27 protein-coding genes and 1 pseudogene are annotated in these 26,872 nt (G+C 69.5%); 7 read left to right on the forward strand and 21 right to left on the reverse strand.

Features of this window, described 5'->3' with window-relative positions; all coding sequences use genetic code 11:
- Positions 1–32: 32 nt before the first annotated feature.
- The 5 genes from CG723_RS14140 to CG723_RS14160 all read right to left on the reverse strand — a co-directional run bounded on the left by CG723_RS14140 (position 33) and on the right by CG723_RS14160 (position 4,033).
- Positions 33–326: a zf-HC2 domain-containing protein gene (locus tag CG723_RS14140; RefSeq protein ID WP_100593606.1), complete on the reverse strand. Its 294-nt coding sequence runs from the start codon at positions 324–326 to the stop codon at positions 33–35.
- Positions 327–576: 250 nt separating this feature from the next.
- Complete coding sequence (locus CG723_RS14145) at positions 577–1,266, reverse strand: response regulator transcription factor (RefSeq protein WP_100593607.1); 690 nt, start codon at positions 1,264–1,266, stop codon at positions 577–579.
- Entirely contained in the window at positions 1,263–2,516 is a 1,254-nt protein-coding gene (locus CG723_RS14150) for a sensor histidine kinase (protein ID WP_234374288.1), read from the reverse strand. Before CG723_RS14150 ends, CG723_RS14145 begins: the two co-directional genes overlap by 4 nt.
- A gap of 132 nt (positions 2,517–2,648) precedes the next feature.
- Positions 2,649–3,227: a hypothetical protein gene (locus tag CG723_RS14155; protein WP_100593609.1), complete on the reverse strand. Its 579-nt coding sequence runs from the start codon at positions 3,225–3,227 to the stop codon at positions 2,649–2,651.
- Positions 3,224–4,033 (reverse strand): ferritin-like domain-containing protein, encoded by an 810-nt coding sequence (locus tag CG723_RS14160; RefSeq protein ID WP_159032449.1) that lies wholly within the window; start codon positions 4,031–4,033, stop codon positions 3,224–3,226. The genes CG723_RS14155 and CG723_RS14160 overlap by 4 nt, the downstream gene beginning before the upstream one ends.
- Positions 4,034–4,494: 461 nt before the next feature.
- On the opposite strand from CG723_RS14160, the gene CG723_RS14165 reads away from it, so the two are divergent.
- Positions 4,495–5,691 carry an aromatic ring-hydroxylating oxygenase subunit alpha gene (locus CG723_RS14165; RefSeq protein WP_100593611.1) on the forward strand — a complete coding sequence of 399 codons (1,197 nt, stop codon included), beginning with the start codon at positions 4,495–4,497 and terminating at the stop codon, positions 5,689–5,691.
- 24 nt (positions 5,692–5,715) lie between these two features.
- Here CG723_RS14165 and CG723_RS14170 read toward each other — a convergent pair whose 3' ends face one another.
- The gene (locus CG723_RS14170) at positions 5,716–6,114 is read right to left on the reverse strand and encodes a hypothetical protein (RefSeq protein ID WP_199841780.1); all 399 of its coding nucleotides are present in this window, start codon (positions 6,112–6,114) and stop codon (positions 5,716–5,718) included.
- Between CG723_RS14170 and CG723_RS14175 the strand changes: the two genes are divergently transcribed.
- Positions 6,104–6,325, forward strand: a complete 222-nt coding sequence (locus CG723_RS14175) for an FCD domain-containing protein (RefSeq protein WP_442802547.1) — start codon at positions 6,104–6,106, stop codon at positions 6,323–6,325. The two genes, CG723_RS14170 and CG723_RS14175, sit on opposite strands and share 11 nt — an antisense overlap.
- A gap of 30 nt (positions 6,326–6,355) precedes the next feature.
- Here the strand turns inward: CG723_RS14175 and yicI are convergent, their stop codons facing one another.
- The 6 genes from yicI to CG723_RS14205 all read right to left on the reverse strand — a co-directional run bounded on the left by yicI (position 6,356) and on the right by CG723_RS14205 (position 14,433).
- Positions 6,356–8,692 (reverse strand): alpha-xylosidase, encoded by a 2,337-nt coding sequence (gene yicI / locus CG723_RS14180; protein ID WP_100593614.1) that lies wholly within the window; start codon positions 8,690–8,692, stop codon positions 6,356–6,358.
- A complete protein-coding gene (locus CG723_RS14185) occupies positions 8,689–10,155 on the reverse strand; it encodes a beta-glucosidase (protein WP_100593615.1) in 1,467 nt (488 codons plus the stop codon). The genes yicI and CG723_RS14185 overlap by 4 nt, the downstream gene beginning before the upstream one ends.
- Before the next feature lie 32 nt (positions 10,156–10,187).
- Positions 10,188–11,015: a carbohydrate ABC transporter permease gene (locus CG723_RS14190; protein WP_100593616.1), complete on the reverse strand. Its 828-nt coding sequence runs from the start codon at positions 11,013–11,015 to the stop codon at positions 10,188–10,190.
- Positions 11,016–11,021: 6 nt separating this feature from the next.
- Entirely contained in the window at positions 11,022–11,987 is a 966-nt protein-coding gene (locus tag CG723_RS14195) for a carbohydrate ABC transporter permease (protein WP_100593617.1), read from the reverse strand.
- A 10-nt stretch (positions 11,988–11,997) separates the two neighbouring features.
- On the reverse strand, positions 11,998–13,233 hold the full coding sequence (locus tag CG723_RS14200) for an ABC transporter substrate-binding protein (RefSeq protein WP_100593618.1): 1,236 nt from the start codon (positions 13,231–13,233) through the stop codon (positions 11,998–12,000).
- 153 nt (positions 13,234–13,386) lie between these two features.
- A complete protein-coding gene (locus CG723_RS14205) occupies positions 13,387–14,433 on the reverse strand; it encodes a LacI family DNA-binding transcriptional regulator (protein ID WP_100593619.1) in 1,047 nt (348 codons plus the stop codon).
- A 420-nt stretch (positions 14,434–14,853) separates the two neighbouring features.
- Here CG723_RS14205 and CG723_RS14210 point away from each other — a divergent pair, with 420 nt between their 5' ends.
- Together CG723_RS14210 and CG723_RS46895 are read left to right on the forward strand one after the other, a co-directional pair.
- Positions 14,854–16,365 (forward strand): pectate lyase, encoded by a 1,512-nt coding sequence (locus CG723_RS14210; protein ID WP_199841739.1) that lies wholly within the window; start codon positions 14,854–14,856, stop codon positions 16,363–16,365.
- Positions 16,366–16,656 (forward strand): hypothetical protein, encoded by a 291-nt coding sequence (locus CG723_RS46895; RefSeq protein WP_199841740.1) that lies wholly within the window; start codon positions 16,366–16,368, stop codon positions 16,654–16,656.
- A gap of 25 nt (positions 16,657–16,681) precedes the next feature.
- Here CG723_RS46895 and CG723_RS14215 read toward each other — a convergent pair whose 3' ends face one another.
- The 7 genes and pseudogenes from CG723_RS14215 to CG723_RS14245 all read right to left on the reverse strand — a co-directional run.
- Positions 16,682–17,281, reverse strand: a complete 600-nt coding sequence (locus tag CG723_RS14215; protein ID WP_100593620.1) for a Dabb family protein — start codon at positions 17,279–17,281, stop codon at positions 16,682–16,684.
- Positions 17,278–17,610 (reverse strand): hypothetical protein, encoded by a 333-nt coding sequence (locus tag CG723_RS14220; RefSeq protein ID WP_159032450.1) that lies wholly within the window; start codon positions 17,608–17,610, stop codon positions 17,278–17,280. The genes CG723_RS14215 and CG723_RS14220 overlap by 4 nt, the downstream gene beginning before the upstream one ends.
- A complete protein-coding gene (locus tag CG723_RS14225) occupies positions 17,607–18,524 on the reverse strand; it encodes an LLM class F420-dependent oxidoreductase (protein WP_100593622.1) in 918 nt (305 codons plus the stop codon). The genes CG723_RS14220 and CG723_RS14225 overlap by 4 nt, the downstream gene beginning before the upstream one ends.
- Before the next feature lie 159 nt (positions 18,525–18,683).
- The gene (locus CG723_RS14230) at positions 18,684–18,899 is read right to left on the reverse strand and encodes a hypothetical protein (RefSeq protein ID WP_159032451.1); all 216 of its coding nucleotides are present in this window, start codon (positions 18,897–18,899) and stop codon (positions 18,684–18,686) included.
- 86 nt (positions 18,900–18,985) lie between these two features.
- On the reverse strand, positions 18,986–19,837 hold the full coding sequence (locus CG723_RS14235) for an ABC transporter permease (protein WP_100593624.1): 852 nt from the start codon (positions 19,835–19,837) through the stop codon (positions 18,986–18,988).
- Entirely contained in the window at positions 19,797–20,642 is an 846-nt protein-coding gene (locus CG723_RS14240) for an ABC transporter ATP-binding protein (RefSeq protein ID WP_100593625.1), read from the reverse strand. The genes CG723_RS14235 and CG723_RS14240 overlap by 41 nt, the downstream gene beginning before the upstream one ends.
- A gap of 110 nt (positions 20,643–20,752) precedes the next feature.
- Positions 20,753–21,193 (reverse strand): annotated as a pseudogene (locus tag CG723_RS14245) (MarR family winged helix-turn-helix transcriptional regulator); the annotation flags it as partial.
- An 87-nt stretch (positions 21,194–21,280) separates the two neighbouring features.
- Here CG723_RS14245 and CG723_RS14250 point away from each other — a divergent pair.
- Complete coding sequence (locus tag CG723_RS14250; RefSeq protein ID WP_100593627.1) at positions 21,281–22,480, forward strand: cysteine desulfurase-like protein; 1,200 nt, start codon at positions 21,281–21,283, stop codon at positions 22,478–22,480.
- 198 nt (positions 22,481–22,678) lie between these two features.
- On the opposite strand, the gene CG723_RS14260 is transcribed toward CG723_RS14250, so the two are convergent.
- Complete coding sequence (locus CG723_RS14260; protein WP_234374289.1) at positions 22,679–23,335, reverse strand: TetR/AcrR family transcriptional regulator; 657 nt, start codon at positions 23,333–23,335, stop codon at positions 22,679–22,681.
- A 55-nt stretch (positions 23,336–23,390) separates the two neighbouring features.
- Positions 23,391–24,329: an alpha/beta fold hydrolase gene (locus CG723_RS14265; RefSeq protein ID WP_100593628.1), complete on the reverse strand. Its 939-nt coding sequence runs from the start codon at positions 24,327–24,329 to the stop codon at positions 23,391–23,393.
- A 150-nt stretch (positions 24,330–24,479) separates the two neighbouring features.
- On the opposite strand from CG723_RS14265, the gene CG723_RS14270 reads away from it, so the two are divergent.
- Entirely contained in the window at positions 24,480–25,298 is an 819-nt protein-coding gene (locus CG723_RS14270; RefSeq protein ID WP_234374290.1) for an enoyl-CoA hydratase-related protein, read from the forward strand.
- A 19-nt stretch (positions 25,299–25,317) separates the two neighbouring features.
- Entirely contained in the window at positions 25,318–26,859 is a 1,542-nt protein-coding gene (locus tag CG723_RS14275) for an AMP-binding protein (RefSeq protein WP_100593630.1), read from the forward strand.
- Positions 26,860–26,872 lie beyond the last annotated feature (13 nt).

Here is a 26,872-nt window from a genome sequence, read left to right on the forward strand (position 1 = left end):
ACGGGTGACGCCCTCCCCCCGTACACCGCGTTTCAGCCGGTCGCTGCCAGCACCTTGCAGTTCGCCCAGTGCGCGAGAGTCAGCGACGCGGTCCGCTCCGGGCGGCGTCGACGGGGCATGCTGCGGCGCGACTCGTCGGCCAGCGCCTCCCGGAGAGGAATCAGGTGAGCAGCCACCGCCGCCAGGCAGTAGTGCTCGTCCCGGCACGCGGAACAGGTCGCCAAGTGGGCGGTGACGGCGCGGGCCTCTTCCTCGGAGAGTGCGTCGAGCGTGTAGCCGGCCAGCCGGTCACGCGTGGTCTGGCATTCCTGGGAGTTACTGAACATGTCGAGTCCTCTCCTGGCCACCGCACAGGCGCGGAATCGCGCAGCTGCGGCACATGAGGCGGGCAGGCGCCGAGGGCCGGTCGTGCCGCGGGGCACTGGGGCTCGAGAACCTGCTTCCGTTCATACGTTCAATGTGGCCGACGCGGTGCGATCGCGCGTCGTCCCCCTGAAGCGAATCGCGTCTACTGCATCCGTGGTATCCGATGCCCGGGCGTACGGCCGACGCCGTCCCGCCTGCTCCGACCGGCCCTCAAGCCTGTGGGCCGGTCGGTTCCACCGCTGGGCTGACCAGGCCGCACTGGTAGGCCATGACCACGAGCTGGGCCCGGTCACGCGCCGCCAGCTTGGTCATGGCGCGGTTGACGTGCGTCTTCGCGGTCAGTGGGCTTACGAACAAACGTTCGGCAATATCTTCGTTCGATAGGCCCAGCGCCACCAGGCACATCACATCGCGCTCCCGCGGCGTCAGGTACTGCAGGCGTTCCTGGACGACGGCCGGGTACAGCTCGGGCTGCGCCAGAAAACGGGAAATCAGCGCGCGCGTCGCCACGGGGGAGAGCAGCGCCTCACCGGCGGCCACCGTGCGGACGGCTTCGAGCAGGACGTCGGGCCGCACCCCCTTGCCGAGAAAGCCGCTCGCTCCCGCACGCAGCGCCTCGGCGACGTGCTCGTCGTCCTCGAAGGTGGTGAGGATCAGGACTTTCACCCCGGCGAGGTCCTCGGACTCGCTGATCAGGCGCGTGGCGTCGAGGCCGTCCATCTCGGGCATGCGGATATCCATCAGGACCACGTCCGGATGGAGCTCTTCGCAGAGGTCCACGGCCTCCCTGCCGTTCGCGGCTTCCCCCACGGTTTCCATGTCGTCCGCGGAATCGAACAGCATCTTGAAGGTGCCCCGCAGCAGAGCCTGATCATCGGCGAGAAGGACTCGGATCGTCACGCTCGTCCCTCCTCGGCGGTGCCCCTCGAACCCGTCTCGTCGGTACCCGCCGACGCCGGTTCGCCCTCGGCCGTGCCGGACAGCAGCGGCAGCTCGGCAGTCACGGTGAAACCGCCTTCGGCGCGCGGTCCCGCTTGCACCCTGCCTCCGACTGTGCCGGCCCGCTCGCGCATCCCGATCAGGCCGTGGCCCTTTCCCGGGTCGGAGCGGGTGGGCTGCGACGGTCCGTCGTCCTGCACAGTGATCGTCAGCAGGTTCGGGAGGTAGGACAAGTCCAGTCGGGCCTGGTCCACACCCGAGTGCTTGCGCACGTTGGTCAGGGCCTCCTGAATGATGCGGTACGCCGCCAGGTCGGCCGCCGGTGGCAGGGGTTGGGGGTCGCCGCTCACCGTCTGTTTGACAGCAAGCCCAGCACGGTCGAAGGACGCCAGAAGGTCGGGTACGTGACCCATGCCCGGCGTCGGATCACGGGGCGCGGCTGTCTCGTCCGGCTGCCGCAGCAGGCTCACGGTCACCCGCAGTTCGTCGAGCGCGGACTGACTCACGTCGCGGATCCCCTCCAGGGCCGTGAGTACGTGTTCGGGCCGCTGCTCCACAAGATGGACGGCGACGCCCGCCTGGGCGTTGATCAGGGCGATGTGGTGGGCCACGACGTCGTGCAACTCACGCGCGATCCGCATACGTTCGGCCGCCACCCGCTGACGGGCCTCCTGCTCGCGGGTGCGTTCCGCGTGCTCCGCCCGTTCTTCCACGGCTGCCACATAGGCCCTGCGCGATCGCACTCCGTCCCCGATCGCCGCCGGCAGAGCCGTCCATGCCAGCATCGCCGCGTTGTCCGGGGAGAGCCACGTCCGTGGGTCGGTCACAAGGGCCGCCCCCACCAGCACTGACGCCGACACGCACGCTGTGGTCCAGGTGGTGCGCCGGTCGGTGCACGCGGCGACGGTGTACACGGACAGGATGACCGAACTCGTCCCCAGCGGACCCTCCCGGAACCCGAGCGACTGAAGCACCACTGCGCAGGCGACGGCCACGACGAGTACGCCGAAGGGGTGGCGGCGCCGCCACACCAGCGCGAAGGAGCTGGTCCCGAGGAGCACCACGGCCTGCCATCGGATGGAGATCCGGTGCTGCTCATGAATGATCGAGACCGCCACCATCGACAGCAGAAAGACCACGGCCGCCAACAAGACGTCCTTGACGCGAACCCGAGCCTGCGCTCCCGGACGTTTTGCGGTCATCACTGCCATGTCACCAACGTAGGGCTGGTGACCGGACCAGGCACCGCGAGCGCAGGCGTCGTAACCGCGGACGCATCGGCTGTGGGATGCGTGGATGCGTCCGTGGACGCGTCCACGGACAGAGCCGCGGGCACGTCCTCGTCAGCGGTCCTCGGCCAGTTGGAAGGCGGGGGCCAGGAAGGTCTTCGCGCCGGGGGCGCTCGGCATCCGCATCAGGGCACGGGCCTGCTTACCGAGGGCTTCCATCTGCTTCTGGGCCCGGCGGAGCTCTTCGGGGTGGCCGTCGAACACGCGGTTGAGCGTCCTGAGCATCTCGGTGTAGGCGCGGTCGCACCGTTCGGACGCTCTGCGCGCTGCCGAGCCCTCCTCCAGCCGCTGGGTGTCGGGATTCTCGACCAGGCGATGCACACCGCTCGGATCGAACGGGATCCGCGGACCGTCGAACGCCCAGTAACCGTGCGTCTTGACCAGCCGGCGCCCTTGCACGATCTCCCAGAACCGGTAGTAGTGCGCCAGCTCATCCGCGACTGGCTCGGCCGGTAGTGGTCCGTCGGCCGCCGATGGTCCGGTGACGGCCGACGGTTCGGTGTCGGCCGACGCCGAGGCCGGCGCCCCTGTGCCGGTGGCGAGCACCCCCGACACAGCGGCAGTGGCCGCCAGTTGCAGAGCGGTACGTCGGTCGGGCCCGCCGACGGCCCCGTCCTGATCGGTGCTGGTCATGACGCCCTTCCCGGTAGCGGGCCCACGGTCGGGTCCTGGGCATGGCCCTCGCCCTGGTCGATGATCTCGAGGATGGCCCAGAGCGCTGTCTGCAGATTGGTCACCCGGTACAGCCGTCCGGGGGCGTGCGGCCAGCTGACCTGTCTGCGTGGATCGCCGCCGAACAGATTCTCGTCACTCGCGTCGAGATCGGTCAGTGCCTGTGCGATGTGCTGGTAGAACCCGCCGACGGTGGTGGCGTCGTAGTCGGCCAGGGCGAAGAACTTTCGAGGGGCGTCGAGGGCCTCTTCGTTGAGGTTCTGGATGTTCCCGTGCTCGTCCAGCAGAGGGTTGTACCCAGAGATGGCCTGGAGCGCTCTTTGGCCGGCCGGGGCGAGCGGTTCCTCGGGCAGCTCGATGCCCATGAAGACCTGGCGTACCCGTTCGATCGAGCAGGCGCCGAGCGAGACCTCCAGGTCGGGCATCACCCCGCCGGGCAGCCGCCCCGGGTAGACGGGAACCAGGTCCGGGTCGTCGAACCTGGGGGTGGTACCGATCGAGTTCATGATGTTTCCGATCAGTGCCAGGTGCAGCATCTCTTGCATGACGACGCTGCGGATGATGCGTTCGACCTCTCGGTTCTTTCCGTCCTTGAGGGAGAACATCGCGCAGAGGTACGGGGGAATGGTGGCATGTTCGAGGGCGAGAGCTGATCGCAGGAGCAAGTCCAGCTCTGCCCGGGTGTGCACCGTCGTGGTCGCCGGAGGGAAGACGTGATCATCCCCGGCCTCGACCGTTCTGGGAGGAATTGAAACGGTCTCGTTCATACGTTCCTTTGGTCGCATCGCTCTGACGCTGCACGATCGCACGGCGTCAACGTGTCGACGGGGAACGGCGAAGCCCAGTACCGCGCTCAGGGGAGCCGAACAGGCAAATGGAGCAACAGGGGGCCGTCTCCCGGCCTGCGGGGGCGTCCGGTCCCGTAGTGGACGCGCCTTGTCGTGTTCGCGCCGGCCGCGCCGTGACGGACCGGCGATGCACGCTGTCGCAGTTGCCGTTCGGTCCGGCTGCTACCACCGTGGAGGAATGGAGTCCTGCTGCGGCAGGCGGAGCGCCCTCGGCCTCCGGTGGGTCGGACCGAACCGATGCCGTCGCCGGCGCGCCCGCTGATCGGCAGCCACCGGACCCCTGAGGCTCGGCCCGGGACAGACCGGCCGCGCGACGCGCGTACACCTCCGGGAGCCCGGTGCTTCCCTGTCCTGCCGGCTCCAGCGCAAGGGAGCAGTACATGACCGAGGCCCTTCCCCGAACGGACGGGTGCAGCGCCGACGGACCGGCGGGCTTCCCCCGTCGTCCGGCGGCCGAACGCGGAGAGGCCGTCGCCGACCTGCGGCGGATCGGGATCGACCCGGATTACTGGTATCCCGTGGCCCGGTCGCGGGCTGTGCGCAGGGAGCGCACCTTCGCCGCCGTCTTCGCCGGACAACGGATCGCGCTCTACCGCGGCCGGAGCGGAAGCGTCTACGCCTTGGAGGACCGGTGCGCGCACCGCCAGGTGCCACTGAGCCTCGGAGTCGTCGAGGGGGACGCCCTGCGCTGCTGCTACCACGCCTGGTCCTACCGCGGAAACGGCCGCATCTCGCAGATACCGTACCTGCCCAAGGGGTGCGAGCGGCCGCCGCGCGGAGTGCGGTCGTATCCGGTCCGCGAGGCGTTCGGCCTGGTGTTCGTCTTCCCCGGCGACCCCGAGAAGGCGGAGGCGGCGCCGTTCCCGGTGCTGCCGGAGTTCGGCGCGGCCACGCACCGGACCATGACCTTCTCGCGCACCGTGCGCTGCCACTACTCGTTCATGCACGAGAACTTGCTCGACATGAACCACCAGTTCCTGCACCGCAGCGTGCTGGGCAGAATTCAGCCCGAGCTGCTGGGGTACGAGACCGGCCCGCAGTTCGTCGAGGCCCGCTACCTCTTCGTCCCCGCCGGGGGCAAGAAGGACCGCGGCGCCGGACTGCTGTCCGCCGAGGGGCTCGGTGGACAGCAGACACCCGACGAGATCACCATCCGCACCCAGTACCCGTACCAAACCCTGCAAGCCGTCCCCGACGGCGCCGAACTGCCGTCGTTCTCCCTCTGGGCGGCCTACGTGCCGGAGGACGCCGAACAGCGCATCAACCACGCCTACGGCCTGCTGATGATCGCGAAGCCGCCGGTCCCCGGGGTGCTCCATCTGGCATGGCCGCTCATCCGCCGCTTCACTGAACGGGTGTTCGCCCAGGACCGGATGGCGGTCGAGGCCGAGCAGCGAGCCTGGGACGAACAGGGCGAGGACCAGAACCACGAAGTGTTCCCACTGATCCTGGACGTGAGGCACATGCTGCGGACGAACGGCGTACCGCTCGACGCCGAGTCCGTCGGCGAGGGCGGGCAGCAGGGTGCTCCGCCGGATGCCGACGACCACGAGAAGGATCCCGGGCCCACGAACTGACCGGCACGGGAAGGGCGTTGGCGGTCAGGAAGGGAGCGCCGTGCTGCGGGTCTCCGGGGCGAGGCGTACCAGGAGCATGCTGATGACGAAGACGGCCGCGGTGAGGGGGAGGGTGAGCGAGCCGGTGGCGTGGGTGCCGTAGCCGATGAGGAAGGTGCCGCCCGCGGCGACCCATCGGGAGAAGGCGGTCGTGAAGGCGAAGGCGGTCGCCCTCATCCGTGTCGGGTACTGCTCCGGCAGCCAGATGGCGAAGACCGCGAAGCTGGCGCCGCCCAGGCCGAGTACCGGCAGGAAGGCGAAGAGCAGGACGATCGAGTGGTGGGGATAGGCCCAACCGTAGGCGCCCACGATTCCGACGATCATCAGCGCGAAGAGTGAGACGAGTGCGCCGCGCCGCCCCATGCGCGCCGCGATGCGCGGCACTGCAACGCAGCCCAGGATCGTGAAGGCGGCGGAGAGCCGCAACGAGTCACTGCGCCAGCCCGGCCGCCCTGCCCAGTCACTCGAACAGCATCAACTCGTCGCTGACGCCGTGCGGGCCGGCTCACCCGAAGACGCGGCCCGGGCCATGCACACCCACGTCGACAACGTCGGCAAGGTCAAACTCCTTGACTGGCGGCCCGAGGGGGAGTGACCGCCCCTCCAGCCGCTCCCCTGCAGGTCGCTACGCCGAGTCCGCCTCCATGAGAAGCGCCGAGACCGTCGCGACGCCGGGCGCGGCCGTGAGCAGTGTGCCGAGGGTGGTCTGCTCGGAGCGCTCGCCGGCGGCTTCGATGCCGACGAGCAGGACCCGCCACGGCACCTGGGCGCCCTCGCCCTCGGTCTCGACCGTGATGACGTCGCCCACCCGCCGCGTGCGGAAGGTGGCACCCGCGAAGCCATCGGCAGCAGGGATCCGCGTGAGCGTCATCGTGCCGTCCGCCGGAGCATGGACGCGCAGTGTCACCCCGTGGGCCCAGTCGTACACTGCGCTGTCATCACTCTCCCCGAACGGGATCACCGAGCCGGGGCGGGCCAGCAACGGCAGGCTGTCGAACCCGTACCGCTCGCGTCGCCAGCCCGGCCCCCGGACCCGCTCGCCCGACAGCAGATGGGTCCACGTCCCGTCAGGCACGTAGTACTCGACAGTCCCCTCCGCCGAGAACACCGGGGCGACGAGCAGGTCCTCGCCGAGCATGTACTGCCGGTCGAGGGCGTGGCACGCCGGGTCCTCGGGGAACTCGAGCAGCATGGCGCGCATCACCGGCGTGCCCCGCTCCCGCGCCTGCTCGGCCGCTCGGAAGAGATACGGCATGAGGCGGTGCTTGAGGCGCGTGAAGTCGCGGGTGACCGTCACGGCCTCCTCGTCGAAGTCCCACGGCACACGGTACGACCTGCTGCCGTGCAGCCTGCTGTGCGAGGACAGCAGGCCGAACTGCACCCACCGCTTGAAGACTTCGGGCGTCGGCGTGCCCTCGAAGCCGCCGATGTCGTGGCTCCAGAAGCCGAAGCCGGACAGGCCGAGCGAAAGGCCGCCGCGCAGCGACTCGGCCATCGCCCCGAAGTGGGACTCGCAGTCGCCGCCCCAGTGGACCGGGAACTGCTGCCCGCCCGCGGTCGCCGACCGAGCGAAGAGCACGGCCTCGTCGGCACCCCGCGCCTCGCTCAGCACTTCGAAGACGGTTTCGTTGTAGAGCTGGGTGTAGTAGTTGTGCATGCGCTCCGGGTCGGAACCGTCGTGCCACACCACGTCCGTCGGAATGCGCTCGCCGAAGTCGGTCTTGAAGCAGTCCACGCCCTGTGCGACAAGCCCGCGCAACTTGCCCGCGTACCACTTCCGCGCCTCAGGGTTGGTGAAGTCGACCAGCGCCATGCCCGCCTGCCACAGGTCCCACTGCCACACATCACCATTGGCCCTGCGCACCAGGTAGCCATGGCGCATGGCTTCGGTGAAGAGCGGGGACTTCTGGCCGATGTACGGGTTGATCCATACAGAGACGCGCAGCCCCTGCTCGTCCTTGAGGCGGCGCAGCATGCCCTCCGGGTCCGGGAAGACGTCGGGGTCCCAGGTGAAGTCGCACCACTGGTACTCGCGCATCCAGAAGCAGTCGAAGTGGAAGACGCCGAGCGGGATGCCGCGCTCCGACATGCCGCGGACGAACCGGTTGACCGTCTCCTCGTCGTACGAGGTGGTGAAGGAGGTGGACAGCCACAGCCCGAACGACCAGGCGGGCGGCAGCGCCGGGCGGCCGGTGAGGGCGGTGTAGCGGTCCAGGATGTCCTTGGGCGTCGGGCCGTGGATGACGTAGTACTCCAGCGACTGGTCCTCGACGCTGAACTGCACCTGCCCCACTGCCTCGGACCCGATCTCGTACGAGACGTGGCCGGGGTGGTTGACGAAGACGCCATAGCCCCGGTTGGTGAGATGGAAGGGGATGTTCTTGTACGCCTGCTCGCTGGCGGTACCGCCGTCGGCCTGCCAGATGTCCACACTCTGGCCGTTCCTGGTGAACGGGGTGAAGCGCTCGCCGAGCCCGTAGACCAATTCGCCGACACCCAAGGACAGTTGTGCCAGCGAGTGGTGGCGGCCGTCGCCGGTGAGGGCGAAGCCGGTGCCGCGGGACCCGGCGGAGGTGAGGACGCGGCCCTCGGCGGTGAAGTCCAGGCGCCAGGGTGCGGCGGTGTCCACCCGCAGGGACAGCTCCCCGCTGGTCAGCTCCAGCAGGGACCCGTCCCGGATGATCTTCGGGGTGTGGTCGGGGTCGGTGCGCAGGGCGAAGTCGGGGCCGTGTGCGGCGGAGCCCGCGTGGTGGGTGGAGCGGACACCGATCACGCCCTCGGCGGGTGACCAGCATTCGACGGTCAGGAGCGGGCTGTTGAGGGTGTGGCCCCGCTCCTCCACCCGTCGCACCGGGGCGTACAGGGTGAGCCGGTCGTTGTCGACGCGCGCCTCGGCGATCTCGGTGGCGTACGACGCCCGGACACCCTCGCGCATCAGCCAGTAGCCGTCGGTGAACTTCATCGGTGGTCCTTGTCAGCGGTGGTGGTTCGCGCGCGGTGGGTGGCGATCAGGTCCCGGAACCAGCGGTAGCTGTCCTTGGGGACGCGCTCCTGGGTGTCGTAGTCGACCCGGACGATGCCGAACCGCTGGCCGTAGCCGCGGGCCCACTCGAAGTTGTCGAGCAGCGACCACACGTAGTAACCGCGCACGTCGACGCCGGCGCGAATGGCGGCGGAGAGGGCTTCCAGGTGACTGCGGAGGTACTCGATCCGGTCGGTGTCGTGGACCCGGCGGTCGTCCGTGACCGTGTCGGCCTCGGCCGAGCCGTTCTCGGTGATGACCAGCGGGGGCAGCTCGGGGTAGCGCTTGGTCAGGTCGACCAGGAGGTCCGTGAAGGTGTGCGGGACGACCGGCCAGCCCATGGTGGTGTGCCGTACGTCGTCGCGCCAGGTCTCGGCGACCCGGATGTCGACGGCCGTACGGGTCGCAGGGTCCGGGTCGCGGTGCGGGGCGTCCGCGACGGTGATCGGCCGGTAGTAGTTGATGCCGACGAAGTCGAGTGGGGCGGCGACAAGTTCGAGGTCGCCGTCGAGACGGTACGAAGTGTCGAGACGGTACGAAGTGTCGAGACCGCATGAACTGTCTGATCGGCTCGAGCCGTTGGCCGGCTCGCCCCAGGTCTCCGCTTCGTGCTGCGGATAGCGCCCGGCGAACAGCGGGTCCAGCCACACCTCGTTGTGCAGGGTCTCGGCCCGGCGCACGGCGGCGAGGTCGGCCGGTGAACCGGGGGTGGTGGCGAGCAACCGGTCCGGGTTGAGCGTGATCCCGACCTCCTGGGCGCCGGCCTCGCGCAGGGCGCGGACGGCGAGGCCGTGGCCGACGAGGAGGTGGTGGGCGGCGGCCAGCGCGCCACGGCCCTCCCGTGCGCCGGGGGCGTGGGCGCCCGCGGCGTAGCCGACGAAGGCGCTGCAGAACGGCTCGTTGAGGGTGATCCAGCGGCCCACCCGGTCGCCGAGCCGCTCCACGACAAGGCCGGCGTAGTCCGCGAAGCGCTCCGCTGTTTCCCGTACCCGCCAGCCGCCACGGTCTTCCAGAGCCTGGGGGAGGTCCCAGTGGTAGAGGGTGGTGGCGGGGGAGATCCCGGAGGCCAGCAACTCGTCGACCAGGCGGTCGTAGAAGTCCAGTCCGGCCGCGTTGGCCGGTCCTGTGCCGTCGGGCTGGATGCGCGGCCAGGCGACGGAGAAGCGGTAGCTGTCGACGCCGAGGCCGCGCAGCAGAGCCACGTCCTCGCGGTAGCGGTGGTAGTGGTCGCAGGCGATGTCGCCGGTGGCGCCGCCGGCCACGCGTCCGGGCTCGCGGCAGAAGGTGTCCCAGATGGACGGCCCTCTGCCGCCCTCCCCGTACGCCCCCTCGATCTGGTAGCTCGCCGTGGCGGCGCCGAAGAAGAAGCCGTCGGGGAATTCCGGGAATGCGGGGGTGCTCATGCGGCTGAAGCCCTTATCGCTGTGTGGTGCCATTACTTGATGGACCCGCCGGTGATCCCGGCGGAGATGTACTTCTGGGCCACGACCAGGAGGATCGCCGCGGGTACCGCGGACAGCACCGCGGTGGCCATGACCGCGCCCCAGTCGCTGACATGCGCGCCGACGAACTGGTAGATGCCCAGGGTGATCGGCTTGACGTCGTCGGTGGTGTTGAGGGTCAGCGCGAACATGAAGTCCGACCAGGCGAACAGAAAGGTGAACAGCCCGGCAGTGATGAGGGCGTTGCGGCTCATCGGCAGCACGATGCGGACGAACGCGGTGAAGCGGTTGGCGCCGTCGACCATCGCCGCCTCGACGACCTCATTCGGTATGGACACCATGAAGGCCCGCAGCAGCACGATCGCGAACGGCAGGCCGAGCGAGGCGTCGGCGAGGATCAGCCCCAGGTATGAGTTGACCAGGCCCAGCTCCGCGTACGCGCTGTAGAGGGCGTTGGCGATGACGATGCCCGGCACCATCTGTGTGATCAGTGTGGTGAACACGATGCCCTGGCCGCCGCGCAGCCCGAACTGGGCGAGCCCGTATGCGGCGGGCGCGGCGAGCGAGAGGCATACGGCGACGGCGCCGAGGGCGACGACGAAGCTGGTCAGCAGCGAGCCGCCCTGACTGGAGAACGCCGTGTCGAAGTTCTCCGGGCCGGGTGAGGCCGGGAACCACTCGGTCGCGGCGACGCTCGACTCGGGCTGGAGCGCGGTGTTGAGCATCCAGTAGACCGGGAAGAGCAGGACGCCGAGGATCAGCAGCGCGGCGGTGGTGTTCCAGGCGGCGCGCAGGCGGCGACGGTTCGAGTTCGGGTTCACGGTCGGTCACTGCCCCTTTCCGAAGTCGGCGCGGTTGGCCCGCAGGTAGAGCACGGCGAAGACCGCGCTGATGAGGATGAGGACGTTGCCCACGACGGCGCCCTGGCCGAAGTCGAGCTGAAGGAACGACAGTTGGTACGTGACCGTGCCCAGGGTCTGTGTGGAGTCCGCAGGCCCGCCCGAGGTCAGCGCGAGGATCAGGTCGAGGATCTTCACCGTGGACATGAAGCCCAGAACGAGGACGACGGTGACCACCGGGCGGAGCAGCGGCAGGGTGATGCTGCGGAAGGTTCGCCAGGGGCTTGCCCCGTCCAGTGACGACGCCTCGTAGAGCTCGCGCGGGATCTCCTGGAGGCCGCCGTAGAGGATCACCATGTTGAAGGGGATGCCGATCCAGATGTTGACCATGATCGCCGACAGCAGTGCCACGCCGGGGCTGCTCAGCCATGGCACGCCGCCCTCGGTCAGGCCGACGGCGTGCAGGGCGCTGTTGAGCATGCCGTGGTCCTGGTCGAGGATGCGCCGCCAGACGACGGCGGACACGACCATGGGCACCAGCCACGGCAGCAGCAGGATCGCGCGGACGAAGCCGGAGAGCCGGAAGCGGCGGGAGAAGAAGACGGCGAGGGCCAGTCCGATGGTGAACTGGCCGAGCAGGGAGCCGGCCGTGAAGAGCGCCGTGTGCCACAGGGAGCCGGCGAACAGTTCGTCGGTGAAGACGGCCCGCCAGTTGTCGAGGCCGTTGAACGGTGCCTCGCCGGTGAAGTACGTCTTGGGCGTGTAGTGCTGGAAGCTCATCACGATGTTGCGGACGAGCGGGTAGCCGAAGAAGAGGGCCATGTAGGCGAGCGCGGGGGCGACGAAGAGCCACCGGAGCAGCCCGCGGCGGCGGGTGCCGGAGCCGGCTCTCGCAGGGGCGGCCGAGGAGCCGGAGGTCTTGGTGGCCGGGGCGGTGGAGGCGAAGGTGCTCATGTCCGGTTCCTCACTTCCCCGTGGAGGCCTGCTGCTGGGCCCGGTGCAGGGCCTGTTCGGGACTGGTCCTGCCGGTCAGCACCGACTGGAAGGCGCCCGCGAGCGCGTCTCCGACCACCGGCCAGCGGGTGCCGACCTCGGCGGTCCGGGAGCGGGCGGTGGTGACCAGGTCGGCGAAGGCGGCGAGCTTGGGGTTCTGTTCGGCGTAGGCCCGCGCGGCGGCGGACCGGGTGGGTACGTTGTTGACCGACTCGCCCCACTTCAGCTGATTCTTCTGGGAGTTGAGGCAGTTGAGGATCTTCCCCGCGTTCTTCTCGCGGGAACGGTCCTCGTTCTTCGGCACCGCCATCACGGTGCCGCCGATAGGTGGGATCGCGTCCTGTCCCGCCTCGGGAACCGGGATGCGGGCGACCGCCCAGTCCACCTTCTTCTGGGCGTCAAGCACCGGCACCTGCCACGGCCCGTTGATCATCATGGCGGCGCGGCCGGCCACGAACTGGTCGTTGACGTCCTGCTGGTTCCAGTTGACGACGGACTTCGAGGCGGACCCGTCCGAGACCAGGTCCTTCCACAGTTGGAGTGCGGCCTCGCCCTTGCCGTTGTCGAGCTTCGCCTCGTCACCGCCGCCGGACCAGAAGAACGGCAGGAACTGGTACACCCCGTCGGCGTTCGGGCTCGCGCTGAAGGCCATCCCATAGGTGCTGCCGTGAGTCATCTTCTTCGCGGCGGTCTTCAGCTCGGCCCAGGTGGTGGGCGGCGCGACGCCGGCCGCCTTGAGAAGTTTCGTGTTGTAGATCAGGGCCAGGGAGTTGACGGAGCGCGCGATGCCGTACTGGGTGCCGTCGTACGAGCCGAGGGAGGTGGCGCTGCCGGAGAACCCGGAGGTGTCGACGCCGATATCCTTCAGCGGGCGCAGGCCCTCGGTCCCGGCGAACTGCGGCAGCTCGGACCCGTCGAGCTCCAGGATGTCGGAGAGCGACTTCGACGAGGCCATCCGGAGCGCCTTCGAGGCGACCTGATCCGCTGGCACGCTGATCTGCTCGACCTTCAGCCCGATGGGCTTTGCACAGCGATCGAAGAACTTCTGGTTGGCGGTGTGCTCGGCGGTGTCCGTGGCCGAGTTGAGCACGGTGACGGTGTCGGCGGCCGGTGTGGCGGCGCACCCGGTGAGGCCCAGCGCGGCCGTGGCCGTCGCCAGGCCTGCGGCTATGGCGGGTGGCAGTCTGCGCTCTGCGCGGGAATGCACGAGCGGTTCTCCAATCGGGGCTGCGGCTAGGGGAGTTGAGGGTCTTGCCGTGCGGTTCGGGGATGGTGCGCGGCAGTGCGTTGGGGGGCGTCTCGCGAGCGGTTCTTTGTCCGTGGTTCGCGGCTCGCGGCCGCCGCATCGTCGGGACGACGCTCAGGCATGCCCTTTCGGCGGCGCGATGGTGAGCCCGGGCGCCATCTGCGGCGCGATCAGGCGGTGAGGGGCGAGGCCCGGGGCCGGATGGGCCTGGGTCCCACTGCCGGGGCGCGCGGCGGCAATGGCCCTGACCGCGAGTTCGACGACTGCCAGGGACATCTCTGCGACGGGCAGTTCGATACGCGGCAGGAGCCGCCCGCCCAGGTCGTCGGGGAGGGTGCCGACGGGCACGACGGCGAGGTCCTCGGGGACCCGTAGGCCTGTCGCGGCCACTTCGGCAAGCAGGTCGGGGAGGCGGTGCAGGTGCTGGACGACCAGCGCGGTCGGGGCGGGCCGCGCGCCCAGCACGTCGCGCACTCGGCGCCGCAGCACGTCGGGGTCGCTGCTCGAGGGGTGGACCCGGATGTCCGCGCCCGTCTCCTTCGCGGCACGCCGGGCGCCGTCGAGGCCGTGGACGGCGTAGCCGCGGCGGGCCGCGATCTCGTGGTCGGCCGAGGCGAGGAAGATGATGTGCCGGTGGCCGGCCGCAGCGGTCTCGCGCAGGGCGAGGGCGACGGCGGCCTCCCAGTCGAGGTCGACCCAGGGCAGCGCCGAGTCGTCGTCGCCGCGGCCCAGCAGCGCGGTGGGGAAGCCCAGTTCGCGCATGGCGCCGATACGGGGGTCCTGCTCCTCCACCGCCATCAGGACCGCCGCGTCGGCCAGTCCGCTGCCGGCCACCCGGCGCAGCCCGCCGACCCCGTCCCGGTCGGTCATCAGCAGCAGGTCGTAGCCGTGGCTGCGGGCGGCATCGCTGATGTCAATGGCGAACCGGCCGTCCACCGCCCGGTATGCGCCGGGCACGCGGGGGACGGCCATGGCGAGAACGTCGCTACGGGCACTGCGCAGTGTGCGGGCGCTGGCCCGGGGGTGGTAGCCGAGCTCGGCGATGGCGGCCTGTACCGCGCGCCGGGTGTCCTCGGAGATCTTGCGGGAGCCGCTGAGGACATAGCTGACGGTGCTGGGCGCGACGCCCGCCCGTTCGGCGACGTCTTTGATCGTGGCCATTCCCGCTCCTTTGCGGTCCGGTCCTGGTCGTCCTGGCCGTTCTGGTTCTGGCCGCTCCCGCGGCGCTGTCCGCTGTGATCGTCGAATCGATTCGACTGACGGCGTGCGTGACTGTAGGAGGCTCTGGGGCGCGAGGGCAAGACCCCTGCGATAGATCGTTTGCGTTTATGCACATGAATCCACGTGGAGCTTGGGAGTGTGAAGCGTGCCAAATGCCTGCTTTGATAGGCCAGTTGATCGAGTACGTGAACAACTTTCACTGGTACGAACTCTTGAGGGTCCCGAACGGCGGGTGATAGTTCTATGCCCCGACGATTTTTCCCTTCCCTGACACCCGAGTTGTGGGGCCGTCTTGCCTACCGGCGCGCACCCCGCGACGCGCATCCGTCATGCCTGGAGGCGACACCGTTGAGAACGCCCATGTCCAGACGCACCTTCGCCCGACTCGCCGCAGTGCCCGCCGTCGGAGCGCTGGTCGGGCTGCAGACCGGCAGCGCGTCGGCTGCGCCGCGGTCCGCCGCGCACCCGGCAGGGTCACGCACCGTCGGCCGCACTCACGCCGAGCGGGCGATGCGCCGCGCCGCGGCCTTCATGGACGAGCACGTGTCCTACCGCGGCGCTTACGTCTGGAGCTACCTCCCCGATCTGTCCACCACCTGGGGGGAGATGGAGGCGAAGCGGACCATGTGCTGGGTCCAGCCGCCCGGCACGCCCAGCGTCGGCCACAGCCTCCTCGACGCGTACCACGCCACTGGTGACGAGACCTTCTACCGCGCCGCCGAACGCACGGGCCTCGCCCTCGTCGAGGCCCAACTCCCGGTCGGAGGCTGGAACTACATCCACGACTTCGCGGGCGAGCGTTCCCTGCGCGACTGGTATGCGACCATCGGCGCGAACGGCTGGCGCCTGGAGGAGTTCCAGCACTATTACGGCAATGCCACCTTCGACGACGCCGGCACCTCCACGGCGGCGCAACTGATCCTGCGCCTCTACGTGGAGCGCAGGCACCCGAAGTTCAAGACGTCCTTGAACCGCGTCATCGACTTCATGCTCAAGGCGCAGTTGAGTGGAGGCCCGGCCGACGGCGGCTGGCCGCAGCGGTTCCCCGCGTTCTCCGGCGCGGTGGGCGAGATGCCGTGGCCCGATGAGCGGCCCTCCTGGCTGCCCTCGGACGTCCAGCACGGCATGCAGGACGGCGACTACACGGGCCACGTCACCTTCAACGACGACGTCCTCGGCGAGAACATCAAGTTCCTGCTCATGTGCATCTCGGCGCTGGGACGGCGTGACCTGACCCGGCCCGTGCTGCGCGCCATGGCCTGCCTGCACCGGCTGCAGCAGCCCGGACCCCAGGCCGGATGGGGCCTTCAACACCTTTCACACACGGTGGGCGGCCGGCCCGCCGGCGCTCCGGCCAGCGCCCGCTCGTACGAGCCGCGGTCCCTGACCACACACACCACGCAGACCAACATCCGGCAGCTGTTCCACTATTTCAGACTCACCGGCGACCACGACTACCTGCGCCGTGTGCCCGAGGCCATCGCCTGGCTGGAGTCCTGCCCGCTCACCAGCGAGCAGAAGGAGGAGAACCCGCTCCTGAAGAACTCCACGCACCCGACCTTCGTAGAGCTGGACACCAACCGGCCGCGCTTCGTGCACCGCTTCGGCTCCAACATCCGCAACGGCTCCTACTACTACGACCACGACCACCGCAACACCCTCAGCCACTACTCCGGCGGCCGCTCCGTCGACCTCCCCGGCCTCAAGGCCACGTACGACGAGCTGATGGCGCTGAGCCGTTCCGAAGTCGCCGATCTGCGCGACCGGTCACCGCTCACCCCCGGCGGAGTGCGGGAACTTCCGCGTTACTTCAGCGTCCGCGACCTCGACCTCACCGACCTGTTCCGAGGCGCCGACCCGGCCCTGCCCTAGGTGACCGACGACCAGGCGAGCGCCCTCGTCGACGGCCTCGGCATCAAGGACCACTGGATCACCCCCATCGGCACCACCACCAACCCGTACCTCGGCCCGGCACCGGCCACGCCGTACGAGGGCATGGCCTACATGAGCAAGCACGTGGGCGACCTGCACGACACCTCGCCGTACGACCCGGCCACACCGCCCGCAGAGCCGCCGTACCAGCCGCACGACAGTGCCGAGGGCATCACGACGTCCGCCTACACCGGCAACATGGCCAAGCTCATCGCCTACGTCGCCGACTGAGCCCTCCACCGCCAAGGTCCCGGCCTCAGGGGGAGGCCAGGATCGGCTCTCGGCTCCAGCGGAAGACGTGGACCAGGCGCGGCTCCACGATTCCGGCGGTCGGAATCTCGCCGTCGAACCACCGGTCCACGCAGGTCCAGTGGAAGGGGTGGCCCAGATACTCGCCGGTCAAGCCCTGGACGTCCGCGTACTCCTGCTCCCATACATGGGTCCAGTGGGAGGGCGTGAGCGTCTGGTCCACTGTGCTCAGAGACCAGGAGCGGATGGTGGAGATGTGCTCGGGCATCGCCATGAGATCCGCCTCCAACTGCCCGACGAGAGCGCCGGGTGTACCGGGGCGCACCGCGAGCAGCAGTGTTCGTTTCACGCGCGGGCCGCGCAGGGGCACGTACCCCCTGCGTACCTGCGCGAGAGCGACCGTGTCCAGAGGCTCCGGCAGACCGGCCTCCGCAGCGATGTCCGTGGGAGTCCGGTCCGCCGTCACGTCCCAGGTGGCGCCGGTGCCGCCGAAACTGCCCGGCAGATCGGCCGCCGCGGAGCCGCCCAGGACGCCGGTCCCCGCAACAGCCGCCTTGCTGTACGCCTCGGTGTCGTCGTCCGGGAGCAGAGCCACCCAGCGGGTCACGTCGCCACCTCCTCGTGAACACGTGAGACCGGTTCCAGCACATGACGGTCGCGGTCGAGCGCGATCTCGTCCGTGTACGCCCAGAACGCCGCGACCCGAGGATCGGCACCGGCCGCGGCGCGCGCGGCGAAGAACGCGCCGCTGTCCGGCAGCGACCACAGGATCCGGACCATCACGGTGTCCGGGCCGGTCCAGGCGCGCCAGAGACGCTCCTCGGCCATGCCCCGGCCCACGGCACCCGGCAGATACTCCGCGCGCCAGCGTCGCAGCCACTCCTCGACGGCATCGCCGGCGAGGACGACGACGTCGAGCACCTGGACCCCGCTCAAGACAGCTTCTCCAGTACCTCGGCCCGGTACCGGTCGACCTGTTCACGCAACGCGCCGAGACCCCGTGGGCCCGAGAGGCCGTCGGCGCCGCGGATGTGCGGGGCGATGACCAGGCGCGTCGCGCCCGCGTCGACGAAGCCCCGTACCCATGAGGGATCCCCGGCGCGCTCACGGTCACAGGAGCCCGGCCACACCGTGATCTCCACGGCGTCCTCCGCCCTGCCCGCCCCGTGCGCGGCCTCGCGCAGCAGACCGGACTGGCGGGCGAAGTCCTCGGGAGTGATCGTGTAGGGGAACCACCCGTCGCCGATACGGCCCGCGCGGCGGACTGCGGGGTCGCTGTTCCCGCCCAGCACCACGGGCACAGCACCGCTCGCAGGGCGCGGCAGCGAGTGCAGACCGTCGAAGGAGACGTGTCGCCCCAGGTACGAGGCGGGGCCGCTGCCCCACAGCGCACGCATGGCGCCGACACACTCCTCGAGCCGCTGCCCCCGGTCCTTGTAGGGCACGCCGACGGCGGCGTACTCCTCCTTCTGCCAGCCGATGCCGAGTCCCAGCATCAGCCGCCCGTCGGAGTGCCGGTCGATCGTCGCGGCGCGCTTGGCCAGGACCACCGGGCTGTGCAGCGGGGCGACGATCATGGCCGTACCGAACCGTAGGGCGCTCGAAGCTCCGGCGAGGAAGGCGATGGTCTCCAATGGGTCGGGCATGGGAACGCCGCCCGAACTGCCAGGTATCCGGCCGTCGTTGGAGTACGGATAGAGGGGTTCGTACCGTTCGGCGACGGCGACGTGCTCGACCGTCCACAGCGACTCGACGCCGCACTCTTCGAGCGTGCCCGCGAGGTCGCGGAGGAATCCGCCCGAGGTGATCAGGCCGTCGGTGAACGGCGCCATCATTCCAAGTCGGAGCATGCCAGAGGTCCCTCACTTCAGCGCATCACCACTATGCCTGTTAGAAGTGTTCCTATCAGGAATAGGGGGAGCGTGGAAGAGAGTGAACACGGAGCGGGTGCCGGCGCCCGCCCTGGCGCTGTCGGGCTTACGGCAGTGCAGACGGGTGTAGCCCGCCGGTCAACTGTCCTTGCGGGCCCCGCTGGCCTTGATCCACGCGTGGGGGGCGTAGGCCACCTCGACCCTCGTCTCGGCGCGGGGGTCTGCCTTCCATACGAGCAGCGCACCGGCGTCGATCGAGTACGAGAACTTGCCTTCCTTGCCGTCGACGAAGTGCAGCACCTCGCCTTGGTGCTCCGAGGTCTGTCCCTCTTTGCCAAGCACTACGAGATTCACGGACATAATTCGACGTTACGGCGGGAGCGCCGATTTCGCCCGCCGGATGCAGGGCGGGGGCCCCCTGGAGGGCCGTCGCGTGCGGGCTACCTGGCCAGTCGGGGCAGCAGCGAGGACGCGGCGACGATGCCGAGCGCGGCGGCCACCGCGAGTACCGCGTAGTCCAGAGGGAGATGCGCCGGTGTGCCCAGCAACAGCCCGCGCAGCGCGTCGACTTGATAGCTGAGCGGGTTGATCCGGCTGATCGCCTGAAGCCAGCCCGGCATGAGCGAGACCGGGTAGAGGGCGTTGGACGCGAAGAAGAGCGGCATGGTGATGGCCTGGCCGATGCCCATCAGACGGTCCCGGGTGAGGACGATGCCGGCGATGGTCATCGACAGACAGGAGAAGAACGCCGAGCCCAGCACCACCGCGACGGCAACGCCGAGCAGACGCAGTGGGTTCCAGGTCAGGGCGACGCCGAGGAGCGCCGCGATGACGATCACGACGACGGCCTGGATCAGTGCCTTGACTCCGGCGGCGAAGGCCTTGCCCGTGATGAGTGCCGCGCGCGGTGTGGGCGTGACCAGGAGCTTGGTCAGGATGCCGGCGTCCCGCTCCCAGATGATCATGATGCCGTAGAAGATGGCGATGAACATCGCGGACTGGGCGATGATGCCGGGCGCGAGATAGTCGATGTAGGGGATGCCGTGGGTCGGGATCGCCTTGATCCGGGTGAAGGTCTCGCCGAACACCAGCAGCCAGAGGGCGGGTTGGACGGCTCGGGTGTACAACTCCGAACGGTCGTGTCGGAGCTTCTGCAGTTCTACGGCGCACAGGGCGACCACCCGGGCGGGCGCCACGCGCCATCCGGTACGGGCCGTGGGCGGGGTCAGGAGCAGGTCGAACTCGCCCGGGTCAGCCGAGCCTTGACGCGGTGCGGCGGGTGCTGCGGACATCGCGGAAGTCACCACCTTCGCCACCGTCGCTGTCGAGCCCGCGGCCGGCGACGTCGCGGAAGACGTCCTCCAAGGTCGGCCAGGGCTCCTGGGATCCGGCGTTCCCGCGCTGCTCGTGCAGGTCGCGGCGGAGTCCGTCGGGGGTACCGAGAGCGTGCACGCGCCCGCGGTGCATGAGCGCGACCCGGTCGCAGTACTGGTCGGCCTCGTCCATGTAGTGGGTCGTGACCAGGACGGTCATGCCGGTGGCGCCGCGGACCGCGTTGATGTGGTCCCACACGCTGGTCCGGGCGATGGGGTCGAGCCCGATGGTGGGTTCGTCGAGGATCAGCAGGCGCGGGGCGCTCACCAGTGCCTGGGCGAGTTCCAGCCGGCGCACCATGCCGCCCGAGTAGGTCTTGGCCAGCCGGTCCGCGGCGTCCGTGAGGTCGACCGCGGCGAGTGCCTGGGCCACCCGACGGGCCCGTTCGCGCCGGGAGACGTCGAAGACGCGGGCGAACAGCGTCACGTTCTCCCGCCCCGTCAGGCCGGAGTCGGCGGACAGCTGTTGCGGTACGTACCCGAGGAGCCGGCGGACCGCCATCCGCTCCGTCGCCGCGTCGTGCCCGAACACGGATACGCGGCCGCGTGGCACCGGCAGAAGTGTGGTGATGCAGCGGATCGCGGTGGTCTTGCCGGCGCCGTTGGGTCCGAGCAGCCCGAAGACCTCGCCCGGCCCGACCGTGAGATCGAGGCCGTCCACGGCCCGGGTCTCACCGAACGCGTATTCCAGTCCGCGGCAGCACACCGCGGGGTCCTCGCTCATGCCTGTGCACCTCCCGGTTCTCCCTGTACTCCCTGTACTGCGTGGGGCGTTTCACCTTCTGCGCGGACGGTTTCTGCGCGGACGGTTTCTGTGCGGATGGTGGGCGTGCGGTCCTCGTGCAGGTTGTCGGCGAGCTTGCGCAGGGCCGGCAGCGCGGCGGCGAGCGCGGCCCGGTCCGCCGGGTCGAGCGCCGCCAGTTGTTCCCGCATCAATGTCCCCCGCCGGACCTGCCAGTCGCGCAACCGGGCCGCGGCGGCCGGGGTCGCGTACAGCAGCGCCGATCTGCGGTCCGAGGAATCGGTCTCGCGACACAGAAAGCCGGCCTTGACCAGCTGGTTGACGAGCGTGGAAACGGAGTTCCCGGCGAGACGCAGCTCCCGGGCGGCGGCCGACACACCGATTCCCGGCCGGTCGACCACCAGGCGCAGCAGCTCTACCTGGGCGCCGCGAAACGGGGGCGCACTCAGGCCGTGCCGGAGCCTGCGCCGGGTCAGGCGTTGCACGGCGGCGAGCGCGTCGGCGAAGGAATCTGCCAGCTCGTCCGTGGCCATGAAATAAGTTTAGCTCTGTGTACGAGCTATTCCCAGACCCCTACGGTGGGCGCACGGAGCCTTTCCCTTCTCCAGAAAGCTGAGGCCATGGCCATCGATGTGAACGCTCTCCGGGCCCACTTCCCCTCCCTGGGCCACGGGTTTGCCTTCTTCGACGGTCCGGGCGGGACGCAGACCCCGCGCCCGGTCGCCGACGCCATAGTCGCGACGCTGACGGGCCCTCTGTCCAACCGGGGGGTTGTCAGCCGCTCCGAGCTCAACGCCGAGCGTGCCGTCACGGATTTCCGCGCCGCCTACGCGGACCTGCTCAATGTGCCCGCCGACGGCGTCGTCCACGGGCGTAGTGCGACCCAGCTGGCGTATGACTTCTCCCGTCACCTGGCCAAGGGCTGGAACGCGGGCGACGAGATCGTCCTCAGCCGCCTGGACCACGACTCCAACGTCCGCCCCTGGGTACAAGCGGCGGAGCGTGCGGGAGTGATGGTCCGCTGGATTGAAATCGACAGCGAGACCATGGAGCTCGACTTCGATTCGTTCGAGCGGGCGCTGTCGCCCCGGACGCGACTGGTCGCGGTCACGGCGGCCTCGAACGTGCTGGGCACCAAGCCGCCCCTGCGCCGCATCGCCGACCGGGCGCACGAGGTCGGCGCCCTGGTGTACGTGGACGGGGTGCACTACGCCGCCCACCACCTGGTCGACGTGCCCGCGCTGGGCGCGGACCTCTTCGTCTGCTCCCCGTACAAATTCCTCGGACCGCACTGCGGCGTGCTCGCGGCGGCGCCCGAACTCCTCGAAACGGTCCACCCCGACAAGCTCGCGCCTTCCCCCGACACCGTGCCGGAGCGCTTCGAGTTCGGCACCCTGCCGTACGAAATCCTGGCGGGAGCCACCGCAGCCGTGGACTTCCTCGCCGCGATCGACCCGGGCACAGGGGCCGCACGCAGGGAGCGGCTCGCCCATTCGCTGGGCTCCCTGCACGAGCACGAGCGGACGCTGCGCACGAAGCTCGAAGAGGGGCTACGTGCTCTGGGCGACGCCGTCACCCTGCACTCGAAGGCGGCCGACCGCACCCCGACCCTCCTGATGACGATCGAAGGCCGCGACGCCCGCGAGGCCCAGGTCCATCTCGCCGCACGCGACGTCCTGGCCCCCGCCGGGTCGTTCTACGCCTACGAGACCTTCACCGCCCTGAAGCTGGAGAACCCCGCCCTTCGAGTCGGCCTGGCGCCGTACAACTCGGCCGATGACGTGGACAGGTTCCTCGACGGGCTCGCGTCTTTCCTCTGACCCGCTTTTCCTGTGTGTGGCTGGCAGGGCCTCGATCAACCGGTCATTGGCCGGGACTGAGGGCCTGCCCGGTCAGCGCTTGGGCGCGGTCTGAGACGGCTGCCCTTCAACGGCGAACGCCTACCTCGAGCCCTTGGCCGGACCCGATGGGCAGCAGCGCTGGATGGACCAGGTCGCGTCCGTCAGCTGCGAGGACGGTCAGTGCTCCGGCTCGGAGGCCGTGAGCTGGAGGCCGTTCTCCCAGAGCTTGTTGAGTGTCGTGACGAGCCGCTCGAAGGGAATGCGCTGGCCCAGCACGAACACCATGTAGGCCATGCGGCTCACCATCACGGACAGAGCGTGCGCCGTGACCAGCGGATCCAGGCTCGTGTCGGCTTCGCCGTTCTCCTGCAGCGTCCGGATCAGCTTGGCGTTGCGGCGCGCGAACGCGTTGCCGCGCTCGATGCGCAGCGCCATGAACTTCTCGTCGACCTGGGCCACTTGCTCGAACAGTGCCATCAGGCGCGCGTTCTTCTTGTACGCGCGCAAGTACTCACGGTTCGACGCGTCGATGAGCTGCCGGGTGTCGGTGATCCCGGTGCGCTCGCGCAGGTGCGGGTGGAGCATCTCCTCCTGCACCTGCGCGACGAGCGCCTGGAAGATCTCTTCCTTGCTGTTGAAATACGTGTAGAAGGACCCGGAGGCGACATGCGCCGCCTTGGAGATGTCCGTGATCCGGGCGTCCAGATATCCGTCGCGTTCGAAGACCTCTCGGGCGGCGGTGATCAGCGCGTTACGTGTCCGGACACCGCGCGGGCTGCGGGGCGTGATCGGTTGTTTCTGGCCGCCGTCTGCGGCCGGGGCCTGGGCAGCCACTGGGGTCCATCCACTCTTGATCGGTCACGTACATCACCGGTAGCGGCGGATATTATCAGCCGAGGGTGGAGAGGAACTCCAGCAGCGCGGCGTTCACATCCTCCGCTCGCTCCTGTTGGATCCAGTGCCCGGCGCCGTCTAGGACGACGTGTCCACGGAGGTCGGTGAGCATCCGGTCGAGGTGCGCGGGCATGAACTTCCCCACCGGGTCCTTCGACCCGGTGACGAAGAGTGACGGCTGGTTGATGAGATGGCCGTCCAGGTGCTCGGTCAGCGCCCAGTTGCGATCGAGGTTGCGGTAGTAGTTGAGGCCACCGGTGAAGCCGGTCTCCTCGAACGTCTTGACGTAGTAGGTGAGTTCCTCGTCGCCCATCCATCGCGGAGGCGGCAACTGCTCGTCGGCCTTGGCGGCCCACTTGGCCGAGTAGATCTCCCTCGTGACGAGGGTTCTGCGCACGTTCTGGCTCAGCGCCCGGTCGGCGACACCCGGCTCCTGGAACCACACGATGTAGAAGTCGTCGCCATTGCGTGAGCGCAGGATGGGCAGCGGCGGGGCCGGGGCGCGCGGCGTCGGCGGCACGCTCATCCCGGCCACCGCGCGTACCCGCTCGGGATGGAGCAACGCCATGTTCCACACCACGGAGGCGCCCCAGTCGTGCCCGACGAAGAAGGCGTCGTCCGCGCCGACGTCGTCGAGGAGCCCGGCCAGGTCGGCGCAGAGCGTCAGGATGTCGTAGGCGTCGGCATCGTCGGGGCGTGAGCTGCCGCCGTACCCGCGCATGTCGGGAACCAGGACGCGGTACCCCGCCTCGGCGAGCGCGAAAACCTGATGCCGCCAGGAAAAGGCCAGCTCAGGAAAGCCGTGGCACAGGACCACGGGAGGCCTGCCCGGCCGTCCTTCGCCGTGTTCGAAGACGCGGAGGGTGATGCCGTTGGTCGTGACATCCCGCGCCGCGACGCGCTCCCAGTCGGTGATCGGCATATGCGTCGTCATGTGCCCAGAGCTCCTGTCGTTCGCATGCTGGCCGGCGCAAGGAACTCACGCCGGTGAGGGGCGTGTTGTAGGTGTTGAACTTGACGTTGGGTTCAAATATACATGAGGCGGGCCCCACAGGCGCGAACCGCTGAAGAGGAGACGACGACGGTGACCGGAAGCATCCAAGCAGCCCAGTCGACGACGGTTCTGGCCGAGCGACGAGGTTCCGTGCTCGTGCTGACGCTCAACCGCCCGGACCGTCTCAACGCCTGGACCGACGAGCTGGAGGAACGCTACTTCGCTCTGCTCGACGAGGCCGAGGTGGATCCCGGCGTGCGGGCGATCGTCCTGACCGGAGCCGGCCGCGGCTTCTGCGCGGGAGCCGACATGGACGACTTGCAACAGGCCGGTGCGACAGTGGAGTTGATGGATGGCGCGATGCCGAAGAGGGAGCGCCCCCGGTGGTTCCCGCTGACGCTGCGCAAGCCCCTCATCGCGGCCGTCAACGGGGCCGCCGCCGGGCTCGGCCTCGTCGAGGCCCTCTACTGCGACATCCGCTTCAGTACACCCGATGCCAAGTTCACGACGGCGTTCGCGCGCCGCGGCCTGATCGCCGAGTACGGCATCGCCTGGCTGCTGCCGCGCCTCATCGGCCAGAGCCGGGCCATGGACCTGCTGCTTTCCGGGCGGGTGGTGCGCGGTACGGAGGCGTACGAAATGGGGCTGGTCAACAGGGTCGTCGACGCGGATCGGCTCCTCGACGCCGCAGTCGAGTACGCCACCGAACTGGCCACCTGGTCCTCACCCGCGTCGATGACCGTCATGAAGCGCCAGGTGCTCCAGGCTCTCGACACCGACTTCGTCACGGCCGCCGGCGCGGCGGACGCACTCATGCCGGAAGCCTTCCGCCGACCCGACGCCGCCGAGGGCGTCGCCAGCTATCTGGAGGGCCGCGCGCCCGCATTCCGCCCCCTCGACCCCAAGTGAGCACGGAAGGTCGCCCCGCATGGCCAACGCTGCCGCACCAGTCTGGAATCACGCCTCGTCGACACCCGACCACATCGCCCTTCGCGGGGAGGACGGCGAAGAGTGGACCTACGGCCGCCTCCGTGAGCGCGCCGCCGCCGTCGCGGGCCGCCTGGCCGAGCACGGCGTACGCCCCGGCGACCGAGTCCTGCTCGTCGCGCCTTCCGTGCCCGAGTTCGCCTTCGCCTACTACGGGATCCTCGCCGCCGGTGCGATCGCCGTCACCGCCAACACCATGGCCACACAAAGGGAGTTGGCGTTCATGGCGGGCGACGCGGACGTGTCGCTCGTCCTGGGCTGGCATGCGATCACTCCGGCACCCGAGCAGGCCGCGGACGGACTGTCCCTCCCATACTGGGAGTTGCAGCCTGGTCTCACCGAAACGGGTCCGACAGGGACCCCCTCGATCCCTGATGTGCACCCGAGCGAGGATCACGACACAGCCGCCCTCCTCTACACCTCCGGCACCACCGGACGGCCCAAGGGTGCCCAGCTCACCCACGGCAATCTCAACGCCTGCGCGGCGGTCTTCTGCGACGTGCACGCCATCACCGCCGAGGACTGCGCCGTGACCGGCCTGCCCCTGTTCCACGTCTTCGGGCAGGCGTGCGTGCTGGCCACCACGATGCGCGCCGGCGGCAGCCTCACCCTCCTCGAACGGTTCCACCCGTCGACCATGCTGGCCATGATCCGCCGCGACCACCCCACCTTCATCGCGGGCGTACCCACCATGTGGAACGCGATCCTGCGCGCCGCCGACGACACCGGCGCCGACTTCACCGGCCTGCGCCTCGCGTCCTCCGGCGGCGCCTCACTGCCGGTGGAGGTGATGCGCGCCTTCGAGAAGCGGTTCGGCTGCACCATCGTCGAGGGGTACGGCCTGACGGAGACCACCGGCGCCGCGACCTGCCATCTCGCGGGCCGGCCGGCAAAGCCGGGACACGTGGGACGGGCCCTGCCGGGCTGCGCCATCTCCGTACGGGACGACGACGGTCACGAACTGCCACCCGGCCAGGTCGGCGAGGTCCACATCAAGGGCCCCGTTGTGATGAAGGGCTACTGGAACCGACCCGATGCCACCGCCGAGACCCTGCGCGACGGGTGGCTGCGCACCGGAGACCTCGGCACCACGGACGACGACGGAGACCTGCGCATCGTCGACCGCAAGAAGGACCTGGTCATCCGCGGTGGCTACAACGTCTACCCGCGCGAGGTCGAGGAGGTCCTGTACGAACACCCCGACATCGTCGAAGCGGCCGTCGTAGGAGTCCCCGACGAGTTCTACGGCGAAGAGGTCGCGGCCGTCATCGCGGTACGGCCCGGCGCCCGCCTCGGCGTGGCCGAACTGCGCGCATGGGCCAAGGAACGCCTCTCCGCCTACAAGGTGCCCCATCTCGTCGCCGTCGTGGACGAGTTGCCGAAGGGAGCGACCGGGAAGATCCTCAAGCGCGCGATCGATCCCGCCCTGCTGAAGGCGGACACGAGCACGGCCGACGCGCCGCGGACGATACTGCCGGACTGAGCAACCGCGCTTC

This window comes from Streptomyces sp. CB01635, assembly GCF_002803065.1.
GTDB lineage: Bacteria > Actinomycetota > Actinomycetes > Streptomycetales > Streptomycetaceae > Streptomyces.